This window comes from Hydrogenophaga sp., from assembly GCF_030158645.1.
Lineage (GTDB): Bacteria > Pseudomonadota > Gammaproteobacteria > Burkholderiales > Burkholderiaceae_C > Hydrogenophaga.
This window is the reverse complement of sequence record NZ_JAOASO010000133.1, coordinates 64333-77995: the sequence shown is the minus strand read 5'-3', so window position 1 is coordinate 77995 and position 13663 is coordinate 64333. Positions and strand designations below refer to the sequence as shown.

The following is a 13663-nucleotide window of genomic DNA, read 5'->3' as shown; positions in this document are numbered from 1 at the left end:
GGGGCGCACCATGACTTTGCGCCCGACCGTCGACTTCCTGCTGCACGACTGGCTGCACGTCGAGACGCTGCAGCAGCGTGAGCGTTTCGCGGACCACAGCCGCGAAACGTTCGACGCGGTGCTCGACACCTGCGAGCGCATTGCGCGCGAGAAGTACGCACCCTTCAACCGGCTGGTGGACACGCAGGAGCCGCATTTCGACGGCGAGCGCGTGATCCTGCCGCAGGCGACGCACGATGCACAGAAAGCCTACGCCGCCAGCGGCATGCTGAGTGCTGCTCAGGATTACGACGTGGGGGGCATGCAGCTGCCTTACACGGTGGAAGCCGCGGCCAACGCGTTCTTTGCCATGGCCTCGGTCAGCATCGGCAGCGGCATGCTCACGACCGGCAACGCCAACCTGCTGATGGTGCACGGCACCGAGATGCAGAAGCAGGTGTTTGCGCTCAACGAATTCAGTGGGCGCTTTTCGGGGACCATGTGCTTGTCCGAGCCCCAGGCCGGTTCGAGCCTGAGCGACGTGTCCACCCGTGCCGTGCCCGATGGCGCCGACTTCGCGGACGATCCGCTGGGCCCGCGCTACCGCCTCAAGGGCAACAAGATGTGGATCTCGGCCGGCGAGCACGAGCTGACCGAGAACATCATCCACCTGGTGCTGGCCAAGATCCCGGACGAGAACGGCAAGCTGGTGCCGGGCACGCGCGGCATTTCGCTGTTCATCGTGCCCAAGAAGATGGTGAACACCGCCGGTGAACTGACCGGCGAGCGCAACGACGTGGCGCTGGCCGGGCTCAACCACAAGTGCGGCTGGCGCGGCACCACCAACACGCTGCTCAATTTCGGCGAGGGCAAGTACCCGGTCGGTGGTGAAGCGGGGGCCGTGGGCTACCTGGTGGGCCAGGCGGGCAAGGGCCTGCACTGCATGTTCCACATGATGAACGAGGCCCGCATCGGCGTGGGCATGGCCGCGACCATGCTGGGCATGGCGGGCTACCTGGCGAGCCTGGACTACGCGAAGAACCGCCCGCAGGGCCGCCCCATGGGGCCTGCCGGCAAAGACCCGGCACAGGCACCTGTGCGCATCATCGAACATGCCGATGTGAAACGCATGCTGCTGGCGCAGAAGTCGTATTGCGAAGGCGCGCTCGCGCTCGAGCTCTATTGCGCGCGGCTGGTCGACGAACAGCACACGGCCGAAGCGGCAGCGGCCGACGATGCCCGTCTGTTGCTTGAAGTGCTCACACCGATAGCGAAGAGCTGGCCGAGCGAGTGGTGCCTGGAAGCCAACAGCCTGGCGATCCAGATCCACGGCGGCTACGGCTACACGCGCGACTTTCCGGTGGAGCAGTACTGGCGCGACAACCGCCTGAACATGATCCACGAAGGCACGCACGGCATCCAGGCGATGGACTTGCTGGGCCGCAAGGTGCTGATGGAAGGCGGCAAGGGTCTCACGCTGCTGGCCGGGCGCATCAACGCCACCATCCAGCGCGCCATCCACGTGCCCGAGTTCGCGGCCCACGCCAACGCACTGGGCCAGGCGCTCGCGCAGGTGGGTGCCGCCACCAAGGCGGCCTGGTCCACCGGCGAGCCGACCGACGCCCTGGCCAATGCCGTGCCGTATCTGCAGGCCTTTGGCCATACCGTACTGGCCTGGGTTTGGCTGGACGTGGCGCTGGCCGCCCACGCTGCACCCGAGTCGCATGCACGCACCGGGCGCCTGGCCGCTGTGCGTTTCTTCTTCCACTACGAGCTGCCGAAAATCGGCGCCTGGCTGCAGGTGGTGAGCAGCCGCGACCAGACCTGTGCGGCGCTGCCCGAAGAGGCCTTTTGATGCTGCACCACATCGTCATGTGGAAGATCAAGGACCTGGGCGTCGAGGGCGACAAGGCCGCCAACGTTGCCCAGGCCAAAGCCTTGCTGGAAGCCTGCTCGAACCTGGTGCCCGGCATGGAACGCTTCGATGTGGCCACCGCACAGACCGGACTGGAGGCCACCTTCGATCTGGTGCTCAACAGCACATTCACCGATCGCGCAGCGCTCGCGGCCTACCAGACACACCCGTCGCATGTGGCGCTCAAGCCGTTCATGCGCAAGGTGGTGCTGGAACGACACTGCATGGATTACGAGAACTGAGCGCCGGCGACGGTGCCCACCCCAACCCGTTCCCCATGGGGGCGGCGTCAACACCACAACAAGGAGACACCCATGACCAGAACCATCCACCAACTCTTCGACCTCAAAGGCAAGACCGCCCTCATCACCGGCGGCTCGCGCGGCCTGGGCCTGCAGATGGCCCACGCATTGGGTGAAGCCGGTGCCCGCGTGGTGGTCAGCTCGCGCAAGGCCGAGGACCTGGAAGCCGCCACCGCCGAGTTGCAGGCCGCGGGCATCGATGCGCGCTGGATTGCCGCCGACTGTTCGAAGGAAGAAGACATCCATCGCCTGGCCGACGAAAGCTTGCAGCGCCTGGGCGACATCGACATCCTGATCAACAACGCCGGTGCCGCCTGGGGCGCGCCGGCCGAAGACCACCCGGTGGACGCGTGGGACAAGGTGATGAACCTCAACGTGCGCAGCTATTTCATCCTGAGCCAGGTCGTGGCCAAGCGCAGCATGATCGCGCGCAAAACCGGCAGCATCATCAACACCGCTTCGATCGCCGGCCTGGGCGGCAACCCGCGCGACATGAAGACCATTGCGTACAACACCTCCAAGGGCGCGGTGATCAACTTCACCCGCGCGCTGGCCGCCGAGTGGGGCGCGCACGGCATCCGCGTCAACGCGATCTGCCCCGGCTTCTTCCCGAGCAAGATGACCATGGGCACGCTCAAGGCCATGGGCGAAGAGCGCCTCGCCGCGCATGCGCCGCTGGGCCGCCTGGGCGACGACGAAGACCTGAAAGGCCTCACGCTGCTGTACGCGAGCGACGCGGGCAAACACATCACGGGCCAGTGGCTGGCGGTGGACGGCGGCGTCAGCATCATCACCGGCGGCTGAGCACTTCATGGAGTTTTCTGTCCGCATCCCCTTCGTCGAACTGCTCGGCTTCGAACTGCACAAGTTCGAGGGCGGTGACGCGGAGATCAGCTTCAACCCGTCAGAGGACCACCTCAACTCCTTCGACGTGGTGCACGGCGGCGCGAGCATGACGCTGCTCGACGTGGTCATGGCGCACGCCGCGCGCTCGGTCGAGCCCGACATGGGCGGCGTCACCATCGAGATGAAAACCAGCTTCATGCGCGCGGCCAAAGGGCCGCTCACCGCCAAAGGCAAGCTGCTGCACCGCACCGCCACCATGGCCTTCACCGAAGGCAGCATTTTTGACGCGGCGGGCAAGCTCTGCTCTCATGCCACCGGTACCTTCAAGTTTGTTGCCCGCCTGCCCGTGGGCGCGGGCAGCGTGCAGGCTTTCAACCGCATCTCGACCGACTGACTTCACCAGCCGATTTCACACACCGACTTTTCAGGAGACACACATGCCCACCAACCAACAGATCGTGCTCGACAACCGTCCCCAGGGCGAAGCCACCGTCGACAACTTCAAGCTCGTCTCGACCGACACCCCGGCACTTGCCGACAACCAGGTGCTGGTGCGTCACCACTTTCTGAGCCTGGACCCCTACATGCGCGGACGCATGAACGACAGCAAGAGCTACGCGGCCTCGCAGGCGCTGGGCGAGGTCATGATCGGCGGCACCGTGGGCGAGGTGGTCGAATCCAAGCACCCCAAGTTCCAGCCCGGCGACAAGGTCGTGGGCATGGGCGGCTGGCAGCAGTACAGCGTGGTCGATGCCGCGCAGCCCGGCGCGCTGCGCAAGGTCGACACCACCCACGTGCCGCTGTCCTACTACCTGGGTGCGGTCGGCATGCCCGGCGTGACCGCCTGGTACGGGCTGGTGAAGATCATCAACCCCAAGGCGGGCGACACCGTGGTGGTGAGTGCGGCCACCGGTGCGGTCGGCAGCGCCTTCGGTGCCCTGGCCAAGGCGCGCGGTTGCCGTGCGGTGGGCATTGCGGGCGGTCCGGAGAAGTGCAAGTACGCGGTCGAAGAACTCGGCTTCGACGCCTGCATCGACTACAAGCTCCACAAGGACGCGTACTCGCTGGCCAAGGCACTCAAGGATGTGTGCTCGAAAGGCATCGACGGCTACTTTGAAAACGTGGGTGGCATGGTGCTGGACGCGGTGTTGCTGCGCATGAACGCCTTCGGCCGCATCGCGGTGTGCGGCATGATCGCTGGCTACGACGGCCAGCCGCTGCCGCTGGCCAATCCCGCGTTGATCCTGGTGAACCGCCTGAAGATCGAAGGTTTCATCGTCAGCGAGCACATGGAGGTCTGGCCCGAGGCGCTCACCGAGTTGGGCACCCTGGTGGCCACCGGCAAGCTGCGACCGCGCGAAACGGTGGCCGAGGGTCTGGCCGCTGCGCCCGAGGCCTTCATGGGTCTGTTGAAGGGCAAGAACTTCGGCAAGCAGCTCGTCAAACTGGTCTGACGCGGGCGCAGCCATGGACACGGCCAGCCCACGAGGTGAGGAGTTCCGGCAGGACCTTCGCGCCCCCGGGGTGCGCAACGTGGAGGCGCGGCGGCTGCTGACCTCCGACGAGCTGGCCCCGCTGACCACGCTGTCCCTGTCCCGCACCTGGCTGGCCTTGGCACAGACCGTTGGTCTGATCGCGGCCGCCGCGGCGCTGGCGGTGGCCACCTGGCCGAGCCCCTGGATGTTGCTCAGTGTGGTGGTGATCGGCATGGCGCAGCACGCCATCTTCGTCCTGGTTCACGAGGCCGCGCACTACCGCCTGTTCGCCGCGCGCTGGGCGAACGACGGTCTGGGCCGGCTGATGGGCATGGCGGCGGGACTGTCCATGTGCACCTACCGCGTCACGCACCGGCTGCACCACAACCACCTCTACACCGAAGAGGACCCCGACACCGCCATCCACGGCGGTTATCCGCGCGGTCGTCTCTACCTGCTGAAGAAGCTTGGGCAGGATCTGCTGGGCCTTAACGCGTGGAAGACCTACGCCTATTTCTTCGGCGCGCCCGCGATCAACGAGGACACGCAGCGCGAAATCCGCCCGCTGGACGACACCTCGCCCGCCCTGCGCGCCGCCGCGAGGCAAGACCGCTGGTTTGTGGTCGGCTTTCACCTCGTGGCACCGTTGCTCGCGCTGTTGCTGGGCGGCACCACCGGCCTGGCGATGTACGCGGTGCTCTGGCTGCTGCCGCTGGTGACGGTGCTGCAGCCCATCCTGCGCCTGCGCGCCATCTTTGAACACGGCGCGGTGCACGACCTCTCGTCGCCACTGACCGCCGCGCGCTGCAACCGCACCTGGGGCGGCGTGCTGAACTGGCTGGGCCGGTTTGTCCTGTTCCCGCACCATGTGAACCACCACCTGGAACACCACCTGTATCCGGCGGTGCCGCACTACCACCTGCCGCGTCTGCACCAGCTGCTGCGGGAAAAGGGCGCGCTGGACGCGGCCGAGGTGCGTGACCTCGCCGACACCTGGGGCCTGATCTTTGCCGCGAGGAGGCGCCGCCATGAATCCCACGCATGAAGTCTTCAACCAGCCCGCACCGCTGGTCGACACCAACCTCTTTGCCACCAACCGGGCGATGCAGGCCGCGCTGAAACTCAACGCACCCGCGCTGGACACCGCGCCTTTGCGCGCGCTCGGCGCTGTGGTGGGCAGTGGCGAGATGCAGGCGCATGCCCGGCTGGCGAATGTGCACACGCCGCAACTCAAGACGCACAACCGGTTGGGCCAGCGGGTGGACCAGGTGGAGTTCCATCCGAGCTACCACGCGCTGATGTCGGCCGCGGTCCATGCCGGGCTGCACGGCACGGCCTTTTCTGCCGAGCAGCAGGCCACCGGCCACGCGCACCAGCTGCGCGCCGCCGGCTTCATGCTCTTCACCGAGCTTGAGCCTTCCATCCTCTGTCCCATCTCCATGAGCTACGCCGTCGCGCCCGCGCTCAAGGACAACCCCGCGATCTACAACGACTGGGAAGGCGGCCTCACCAGCCGCGCTTACGACCCGGCGCTCAAGGTCTGGCGCGACAAGGCCGGCCTGACCATGGGCATGGGCATGACCGAGAAGCAGGGCGGCTCCGACGTGCGCGCCAACACCACGCGCGCCGAGCCCGCCGGCACGGACGCCTGGGGCCAGCGCTTCAGCGTCACCGGCCACAAGTGGTTTTTCTCGGCCCCCATGTGCGACGCCTTCCTGATCCTGGCGCAAACCGCCAGCGGCCTGAGCTGCCTGTTTTTGCCGCGCGTGCTGCCCGACGGTTCGATGAACCGGCTGTTCATCCAGCGCCTGAAAGACAAGCTGGGCAACAAGGCCAACGCGAGTTCCGAGGTGGAGTTCGCCGGTGCCAGTGCGTGGCTGGTGGGCGAGGAGGGCCGGGGCATCCCGCAGATCCTGGCCATGGGCACCCTGACGCGGCTCGACTGCGCCTTGGGCACCAGCGGCCTGATGCGCCAGGCGCTGAGCATCGCGCTCCACCACACTGCTCAGCGCAAGGCCTTCGGCAAGACCCTCATCGACCAGCCGCTGATGAAAAACGTGCTGGCCGACCTGGCCCTGGAGTCCGAAGCCGCCACCGCGCTGGCGTTGCGCCTGGCGCGCAGCTTCGACCGGGCGGACGACGCCCACGAGCAGGTGATGAACCGACTGCTCACGCCGGTGGCCAAGTTCTGGATCTGCAAGCGCGGCAGCCACTTCGCCCAGGAGGCCATGGAATGCCTGGGTGGCAACGGCTACGTGGAAGAGGGCGGTGAAGGGGTGATGGCGCGCATCTACCGCGAAATGCCGCTCAACAGCATCTGGGAAGGCGCGGGCAACATCATGGCCATCGACCTGCTGCGCGCCCTGCGCAAGGCCGATGCCGCCGCTGCGCTGGCCCACGAGCTTGCACCCGCCCGGGGCATGCACGCCGCGCTCGACCGGCTTGCCGCGCAACTGCCCATCCGCGTGGAAGAGATGGCCAGCGAGATGGAAGCGCGCCGCCTCGCGCAAGACGTGGCGCTGGCCGTGCAGGCCGCGCTGCTGGCGCAAACCGCGCCAGCCGCTGTGTTCGCCGCGTTCTGCGATTCGCGCATTGGCGGCGCGTGGGGCCACAGCTTCGGCTCGCTGGGCGCCGGGGTGGACCACGACGCCATACTCGAACGCGCCATGCCGCACTGAACAACGACACTGGAGACACCATGCCCGACCTCATCCTGCACCACTACCCCACGTCCCCGTTCTCGGAAAAAGTGCGCCTGATCCTGGGCCACAAGCAGCTCAGCTGGCAGAGCGTGAACATCCCGCGCATCATGCCCAAGCCCGACGTGATCGCGCTCACCGGCGGTTACCGCCGCACGCCGTTCCTGCAGATCGGCGCCGACATCTATTGCGACACCGCGCTCATCTGCGATGTGCTCGAACACCGCCAGCCCGAGCCCACGCTCTACCCCGAGCACCTCAAGGGCGCGGCGCGCGTGCTCGCGCAGTGGGCCGACAGCACCTTGTTCTGGGCCGCCATGGGTCACAACCTCAGCCCCAAGGGCGCAGCCGCGCTGTTCGCCGGTCAGCCACCCGAAGCGGCGCAGGCCTTTGCGGCCGACCGCGGCGCCATGCGAACGGGCATGACCAGTCTGCGCCCGGGCGACGCCACCGCCGCCTACAAGAGCTATTTGCGCCGCCTCTCGACCATGGTGGACATGCACCCGTTTTTGCTGGGCGACGCGCCCTGCGTGGCCGACTTTGCGGCCTACCACCCGCTGTGGTTCAGCCGCGTGGTCAACCCGGCCATGGCGGGCATCCTGGACGCCACGCCCAACGTGATCGAGTGGATGGACCGCATGGCCGCCATCGGTCACGGCCACTCGAGCAAGCTCACGGCCACCGAGGCCATTGCCATCGCAGCCGCGGCTCAGCCCGCGCCGCACACCGACGACACCTTCCAGGACGACCACGGCATCGCGCTGGGCAGCCGCGTCACCATCAGCGCCGAGACTTTTGGCCAGGAACCCACCGAAGGTATCCTGCGCGCCGCCACCCGAACCCGCTACACCCTGGAGCGCACCGACGAGCGTGCGGGCTTGCTGCATGTGCACTTTCCGCGCATCGGTTTTGTGCTGAGGGAAGCGCGCGCTTGAGACCCGAAGGACCCACGCACTGGCGCTGCCTGCCGTTTGATGCGCTCGCTGCCCACACCCTTTACCGTCTGCTGGCCCTGCGCAGCCAGGTGTTCGTGGTGGAGCAGCGCTGCGTGTTCCAAGACATGGACGGCGCCGACGCGCAGTGCATGCATGTGCTCGCCGAATGCCACCGGCCCGACGGCGTCGAGTTGATGGCCTACGCTCGATTGGCGCCCGCGGGGCTGAAATACGCCGAGGCCAGCATTGGCCGGGTGGTGACGAATCCGGTCACGCGCGGCAGCGGGATCGGCCATGCGCTGATCCGCCAGTCGGTGCACATGCTGCACGGCCTGTGGGGTGCACAACCCATCCGCATCGGCGCGCAGGCGCACCTGCAACCTTTCTACGGCCAGCACGGCTTCGAGCCGGTCGGGCCGATCTACCTTGAGGACGGCATCGACCACATCGAGATGGTGCGGGCCGCCTGAACTTTTCACACACAGGAGACAACCATGATTCAGGACTTCAAAGGCAAAACCGCGGTGCTCACCGGCGCAGGCTCGGGCTTCGGGCTGGAGTGCGCGCGCATCGGTGCGAAGCTCGGCATGAACCTCGTGCTGGTCGACGTGCAGCAAGACGCGCTGGACGCAGCCACCGCGGAAATCGAGGCCACCGGCGTCCAGGTGCTCTCGCGCCAGGTCGACGTGTCGAGCACCGAGCAGATGGAGGCACTCGCCGCCGACGTGGAGAAGACCTTCGGCGCGCCGCACTTCGTGTTCAACAACGCGGGCGTGGGTTCGGGTGGTCTGATCTGGGAAAACTCGGTCAAGGACTGGGAGTGGGTGTTGGGCGTGAACCTCTGGGGCGTGGTGCACGGCGTGCGCCTGTTCACCCCCATGATGCTGGCCGCCGCGAAACAGGACCCGACCTGGCGCGGCCACATCGTGAACACCGCCAGCATGGCCGGCCTGCTGACGCCGCCCAACATGGGCATCTACAACGTGAGCAAGCACGCGGTGGTGAGCCTGACCGAAACGCTCTACCAGGACCTGAAGCTGGTGAGTGATCAGGTGAGCGCGAGCGTGCTCTGCCCGTACTTCGTGCCCACCGGCATCAGCCAGAGCCACCGCAACCGCCCGGCCGAACTGGCCGACGAGAAAGCCACGCAGAGCCAGCTGATCGGCCAGGCCATGAGCGACAAGGCCGTGAGCTCGGGCAAGGTCACCGCTGCGCAGGTGGCCCAACTGGTGTTCGACGCCATCACCGCCGACCAGTTTTACATCTTCAGCCACCCGCGCGCGCTGGGCAATGTGCGCGCGCGCATGGAAGGCATCGTCAACCAGACCAACCCCGCGGACCCGTTCCACGAGCGGCCCGAGATCGGCGTGGGTTTGCGCGCGGCGCTGCGCGCGGTCTGACGCCTGGGTGGTCGAGAGCGGTCAGGCCGGGTCTTGCGCCGTCTGCTGCGCGGCGGCCTTCTTCACCTGGTTGCCCAACACGAGCGCCCGCCCGGCAAACAAGCCACCAGCGGCTTCCATGTCCATGCGCTCGGCGTCGCGCCGGCGCAGGCGCTCCATCACCTCGTCCGCCTCTTCTTCGGCCGCGCCCAGCGTCAGCACGGCCTGGCGCCCCATGGCCATGGCGGACTCGAAGGTTTCGCGAACGAGGTAGCCCACATCGGCCTTGCGCAACGCCAGCACGTGTTCGCGGTCGAAGGCGCGCACCAGCAGTTCGGCCTGGGGGAACTCGGTTCTGGCGAGTTCGGCGATGCGCGTGGCAGCGCCCTTGTTGTCCAGACAGACCAGGATGGCGCTGGCCGTGTGCGCGCCGGCGGCGTGCAGCACATCGGCCCGGCAGCCGTCGCCGTAGTAGACCTTGAACCCGTAGGCCTCGGCGTCGCGGATCATCTGCACGTTGTTGTCGATGATGGTGATGCTCGCGCCGCGCGCGATCACGCCCTGGCTGGCGATCTGGCCAAAGCGGCCGAAACCGATCACCAGCACGCTGGCGGCCTGGCCATTGACGGCCTCGATGCCCTCCATGGACACACCGGGTTTTGTGGCCAGGCGCCGGTGCATCAGCACCACCAACGGCGTGAGCGCCATGGAGAGCACGACGATGGCGGTCATGTTGGCGTTGACCACGGGGTCGATCACTTTCGCGCCGAGGGCCGCCGTGAACAACACGAAAGCGAATTCGCCGCCTTGCGCCATGAGCACCGCCCGGTCCAGCGCGTCGGCGTGTGAACTCTTCGCGAAGCGCGCCACACCGTAGATGCACAGCGCCTTGACCAGCATCATGGCCACCACGCCGGCGGCGATCAGTGGCCAGTTGCTCGCCACCGCCGCCAGGTCGAGTGACATGCCCACGCTCAGGAAGAAAAGACCCAGCAGCAGGCCGCGGAAGGGTTCGATGTCGGCTTCGAGCTGGTGGCGGAAGGTGGATTCGGACAGCAGCACGCCGGCCAGAAACGCGCCCATGGCCATGGACAGGCCGCCCACCTGCATGAGCAGCGCCGCGCCCAGCACCACCAGCAGGGCGGCGGCGGTCATGACCTCGCGCGCCTTGGCGTTGGCCAGCACGCGGAAGAGGGGGTTCAGCAGCCACACGCCAGCGGCCACCAGCGCCACCAGCGAGCCCAGCGCCAGGCCAATGGTGGTCCAGCGCGACGAGGTGGCCGCTACCGGCCCGGCCAGGTCGGGCGGGGCCATGAAGACAATCACGGCGAGCAGCGGCACGATGAGCAGGTCTTCAAACAGCAGGATGGCCACGATCTTTTGGCCGCGCGGCTGTGCCATGTCGCCGCGTTCGCCCAGCAGCTGCATGACCACCGCGGTGGAGGTCAGCACAAAACCCATGGCGCTCACGAACGACACCGGCAGCGAAAAACCAAATGCCAGGCCCACACCGGTTAGCAGCAGACCACACACCACCACCTGCAGGCTGCCCAGGCCAAAAATGGCCCGTCGCAGGCTCCACAGGTGCGAAGGCTGCATCTCCAGGCCGATGACAAACAGGTACATCACGACACCGAGTTCGGCAGTGTGCAGGATGGTCGCCGGGTCGTTGATCAGCGCCAGGCCAAACGGTCCGATGGCCAGGCCCGCGGCCAGGTAACCCAGCACCGAACCCAGGCCCAGGCGCTTGAACAGCGGCACGGCCACGACCGCGGCGCCGAGCAGGGTCACAACTTTGAGCAGATCGCCTGCGCTGCCTTCAACGGCCATGGAGAACTCCGGGTGAGTGGATGGGTGGAACGCGAAATTGTGACGCACGTGTTCACCGCCCTGACCAGGTGCTGCGACACGATCGACCGCCGGCTTTCGCCCGGCTGGGACAATGCCGGTCTATGTTCAACACCCGTTACCTCAAGATGGCCCTGATCCTGGGCCTGCTCTCCGCCATTGGCCCTTTCGCCATCGACATGTACCTGCCCGCGCTGCCCGACATCGGGCGGAGCCTGGGCGCCGAAGTCGCCCCCGTGCAACTCAGCCTGACCGCCTTCTTTCTCGCGCTGGGCGTGGGCCAGTTGCTCTACGGCCCGGTCTCCGACATGGTGGGTCGCAAGCCACCGCTGTATTTCGGCCTCGGCCTGTTCACGCTGGCCAGCATCGGCTGCGCCTTGGCCACCGACATTGAAACCCTGGTGGTCCTGCGCTTTCTGCAAGGCCTGGGTGCGGCCGCCGGCATGGCGATTCCGCGCGCCGTGGTGCGCGACCTGCACACCGGCGCCGAAGCCGCGCGCCTGATGTCCTTGCTGATGCTGGTGTTCAGCGTCTCGCCCATCCTGGCGCCGCTGGTGGGCAGCGGGGTGATCGCGCTGACCGGCTGGCGTGGGGTGTTCTGGGCCGTGGCCCTGGCCTCGGTGGCCGGGCTGGTGCTGGTGTACAGCGCGCTGCAGGAAACCCGCAGCGCCGCCGAGCGGGTGGAGAGCAGCCTCGGCAGCGCTCTGCGGGCCTATGCGCTGTTGCTGCGCGACTGGCACTACCTGGGGCTGGTGGGCATCGGCGCCACGGCGATGGCGGGCTTCTTCGTGTACCTGGCGGGCTCGCCCTTCGTGCTCATCAACCATTACGGCCTCACACCCGTGCAATACAGCCTGGCGTTTTCGTTCAACGCCATCGCTTTCATCGGTGCTTCGCAGTTCACCGCCCTGCTGGGTCGGCGCTTCGGGCTGGTGCGCCTGGTGAAGGCGGCGGCCAGTGCCTCGGGCCTGACCATGTCGGTGCTCCTGATTTACTACCTCGCCGGCGGCGACCAGCTTGCCGTGTTGATTGCGCTGTATTTCGTGGCCAGCGGTTTCATGGGCCTGGTGATTCCCACCACCTCGGTGCTCGCGCTGGAGAAACACGGCGCCATCGCCGGCACCGCCTCGGCGCTGCTGGGCACGCTGCAGATGCTGGGCGGCGCCGCCGCCATGGCCATCGTGAGCCTGTTTGCCAACGGCAAACCCCTGCCCATGGTGGTGGGCATGGCGTCGGGTGCGCTGATCGGCGTGGCGCTGACCTGGGTCACGCTGGGTGGAGATGCCCATTGAGGGCGCGCATGCAACTGCCCGGCGCGCTCACCGGAAGAGGCGCTGCAACCAGGCCCGAGCGCCCGTGGGCGGTTTGCGCATCGTCTTGGGCATCTGACTGGCGGCCGACGCGAAGTCCCGTTCGAAGTCGAGGTCTTCAGACACCTGGGTCCGGTGGCGCATCACGCGTGCGGGTTCCGCCAGCAGTTGGCGGTGTCGGGCCAGGGCGGACCGCAGCGTGCGGTTCAAGTATTCGGCGCCAGCGGGTTTGGCGATGAAGCGGTAGATCTGACCTTCGTTGATCAGCCGGCCGATCACGGCACTGTCGCGCTCCTGGCTGTAGACCATCACCACCACCTCGGGCTGGTTTCGCCGCACCGCGCGGATCAGGTCCATCTGCTGCGAGCGTGCGCCCTGGATGTCGGTGATCAGCACGGCCACTTTTTGCCGGGTGAGCTGGCTGACCGCTTCACCAATGTCGTCGGTGCAGACGATGTTGCCCTCGCGCTTGACGGCCGAGCGCCACTGCGCAACCGCGCTGTCATCGCCGTCGAAGACCAGCACGCCTTCGTCAAATGCGTCGGGTCCATCGGCACCCACGGTGTCTTGAAAGTCCACCCACGAAGCCTGTGTCATGCGGGCGACCTTGGCCGCGTCGCTCACGGTTTCCAGCAGTTTCTGGTTATCCCAGGGTTTGGAGATGAAGCGGAAGACTTCGCTCTCGTTGACCGAGCTGAGCACCGCGTTGAAGTCCGAGTAGCCGGTGAGCAGCAGCCGGATGCTGCGCGGGGAAACCCGTCGGGCCCTTTCCAGAAACTCGGTGCCGGTCATGCCGGGCATGCGCTGATCGCTGATGACCACATCGAAATTCTGGGCGCCCATCAAGGCCAGGGCGTCGAGCCCGCTGGCGGCCACCGCCACGTCGTACTGACCGCGCAGCAACCAGCGCAGCGAGCGCAGCAGGCCGGGCTCGTCGTCGACGCACAGCACCTTGGGCAGTGAAGCGTGGGACAT

General features: G+C 67.0%; 13 protein-coding genes. 11 read left to right on the top strand and 2 right to left on the bottom strand.

The features are described 5' to 3' along the window. Window positions 1-10 precede the first annotated feature (10 nt). The 10 genes from Q1W68_RS14075 to Q1W68_RS14030 all read left to right on the top strand — a co-directional run bounded on the left by Q1W68_RS14075 (window position 11) and on the right by Q1W68_RS14030 (window position 9551). Entirely contained in the window at window positions 11-1834 is a 1824-nt protein-coding gene (locus Q1W68_RS14075) for an acyl-CoA dehydrogenase (RefSeq protein ID WP_300658462.1), read from the top strand. Next, window positions 1834-2136, top strand: a complete 303-nt coding sequence (locus Q1W68_RS14070) for a Dabb family protein (RefSeq protein WP_300652968.1) — start codon at window positions 1834-1836, stop codon at window positions 2134-2136. The genes Q1W68_RS14075 and Q1W68_RS14070 overlap by 1 nt, the downstream gene beginning before the upstream one ends. Window positions 2137-2208: 72 nt before the next feature. Continuing rightward, a complete protein-coding gene (locus Q1W68_RS14065) occupies window positions 2209-3000 on the top strand; it encodes an SDR family oxidoreductase (RefSeq protein ID WP_300652971.1) in 792 nt (263 codons plus the stop codon). 7 nt (window positions 3001-3007) lie between these two features. Then, on the top strand, window positions 3008-3436 hold the full coding sequence (locus Q1W68_RS14060; protein WP_300716961.1) for a PaaI family thioesterase: 429 nt from the start codon (window positions 3008-3010) through the stop codon (window positions 3434-3436). 43 nt (window positions 3437-3479) lie between these two features. Next, a complete protein-coding gene (locus Q1W68_RS14055) occupies window positions 3480-4496 on the top strand; it encodes an NADP-dependent oxidoreductase (protein ID WP_300716960.1) in 1017 nt (338 codons plus the stop codon). Window positions 4497-4509: 13 nt separating this feature from the next. Beyond that, window positions 4510-5562, top strand: a complete 1053-nt coding sequence (locus Q1W68_RS14050) for a fatty acid desaturase (RefSeq protein WP_300652977.1) — start codon at window positions 4510-4512, stop codon at window positions 5560-5562. Next, complete coding sequence (locus tag Q1W68_RS14045; RefSeq protein WP_300652978.1) at window positions 5546-7195, top strand: isovaleryl-CoA dehydrogenase; 1650 nt, start codon at window positions 5546-5548, stop codon at window positions 7193-7195. Before Q1W68_RS14050 ends, Q1W68_RS14045 begins: the two co-directional genes overlap by 17 nt. Window positions 7196-7215: 20 nt before the next feature. Further along, complete coding sequence (locus Q1W68_RS14040; RefSeq protein ID WP_300652980.1) at window positions 7216-8151, top strand: glutathione S-transferase family protein; 936 nt, start codon at window positions 7216-7218, stop codon at window positions 8149-8151. Further along, window positions 8148-8621, top strand: a complete 474-nt coding sequence (locus Q1W68_RS14035) for a GNAT family N-acetyltransferase (protein WP_300652982.1) — start codon at window positions 8148-8150, stop codon at window positions 8619-8621. The genes Q1W68_RS14040 and Q1W68_RS14035 overlap by 4 nt, the downstream gene beginning before the upstream one ends. Window positions 8622-8645: 24 nt before the next feature. Beyond that, window positions 8646-9551, top strand: coding sequence for an SDR family oxidoreductase (locus tag Q1W68_RS14030; RefSeq protein ID WP_300652985.1), 906 nt, complete (start codon window positions 8646-8648; stop codon window positions 9549-9551). Between the two features lie 21 nt (window positions 9552-9572). On the opposite strand, the gene Q1W68_RS14025 is transcribed toward Q1W68_RS14030, so the two are convergent. Then, window positions 9573-11360 carry a monovalent cation:proton antiporter-2 (CPA2) family protein gene (locus tag Q1W68_RS14025; RefSeq protein ID WP_300652988.1) on the bottom strand — a complete coding sequence of 596 codons (1788 nt, stop codon included), beginning with the start codon at window positions 11358-11360 and terminating at the stop codon, window positions 9573-9575. A 122-nt stretch (window positions 11361-11482) separates the two neighbouring features. Here Q1W68_RS14025 and Q1W68_RS14020 point away from each other — a divergent pair, with 122 nt between their 5' ends. Further along, window positions 11483-12670 carry a multidrug effflux MFS transporter gene (locus tag Q1W68_RS14020; protein ID WP_300652990.1) on the top strand — a complete coding sequence of 396 codons (1188 nt, stop codon included), beginning with the start codon at window positions 11483-11485 and terminating at the stop codon, window positions 12668-12670. Between the two features lie 27 nt (window positions 12671-12697). On the opposite strand, the gene Q1W68_RS14015 is transcribed toward Q1W68_RS14020, so the two are convergent. After that, the gene (locus tag Q1W68_RS14015; RefSeq protein ID WP_300652991.1) at window positions 12698-13663 is read right to left on the bottom strand and encodes a response regulator; all 966 of its coding nucleotides are present in this window, start codon (window positions 13661-13663) and stop codon (window positions 12698-12700) included.

What these genes read in the sequence shown, in the direction of transcription:
- Q1W68_RS14075 (WP_300658462.1), top strand. Translation starts at nt 11, where the DNA reads ATGACTTTGCGCCCGACCGTCGACTTCCTGCTGCACGACTGGCTGCAC.
- Q1W68_RS14025 (WP_300652988.1), bottom strand. Translation starts at nt 11,360, where the DNA reads ATGGCCGTTGAAGGCAGCGCAGGCGATCTGCTCAAAGTTGTGACCCTG.
- Q1W68_RS14045 (WP_300652978.1), top strand. Translation starts at nt 5,546, where the DNA reads ATGAATCCCACGCATGAAGTCTTCAACCAGCCCGCACCGCTGGTCGAC.
- Q1W68_RS14060 (WP_300716961.1), top strand. Translation starts at nt 3,008, where the DNA reads ATGGAGTTTTCTGTCCGCATCCCCTTCGTCGAACTGCTCGGCTTCGAA.
- Q1W68_RS14020 (WP_300652990.1), top strand. Translation starts at nt 11,483, where the DNA reads ATGTTCAACACCCGTTACCTCAAGATGGCCCTGATCCTGGGCCTGCTC.
- Q1W68_RS14065 (WP_300652971.1), top strand. Translation starts at nt 2,209, where the DNA reads ATGACCAGAACCATCCACCAACTCTTCGACCTCAAAGGCAAGACCGCC.
- Q1W68_RS14050 (WP_300652977.1), top strand. Translation starts at nt 4,510, where the DNA reads ATGGACACGGCCAGCCCACGAGGTGAGGAGTTCCGGCAGGACCTTCGC.
- Q1W68_RS14055 (WP_300716960.1), top strand. Translation starts at nt 3,480, where the DNA reads ATGCCCACCAACCAACAGATCGTGCTCGACAACCGTCCCCAGGGCGAA.
- Q1W68_RS14040 (WP_300652980.1), top strand. Translation starts at nt 7,216, where the DNA reads ATGCCCGACCTCATCCTGCACCACTACCCCACGTCCCCGTTCTCGGAA.
- Q1W68_RS14070 (WP_300652968.1), top strand. Translation starts at nt 1,834, where the DNA reads ATGCTGCACCACATCGTCATGTGGAAGATCAAGGACCTGGGCGTCGAG.
- Q1W68_RS14030 (WP_300652985.1), top strand. Translation starts at nt 8,646, where the DNA reads ATGATTCAGGACTTCAAAGGCAAAACCGCGGTGCTCACCGGCGCAGGC.
- Q1W68_RS14015 (WP_300652991.1), bottom strand. Translation starts at nt 13,663, where the DNA reads ATGTCCCACGCTTCACTGCCCAAGGTGCTGTGCGTCGACGACGAGCCC.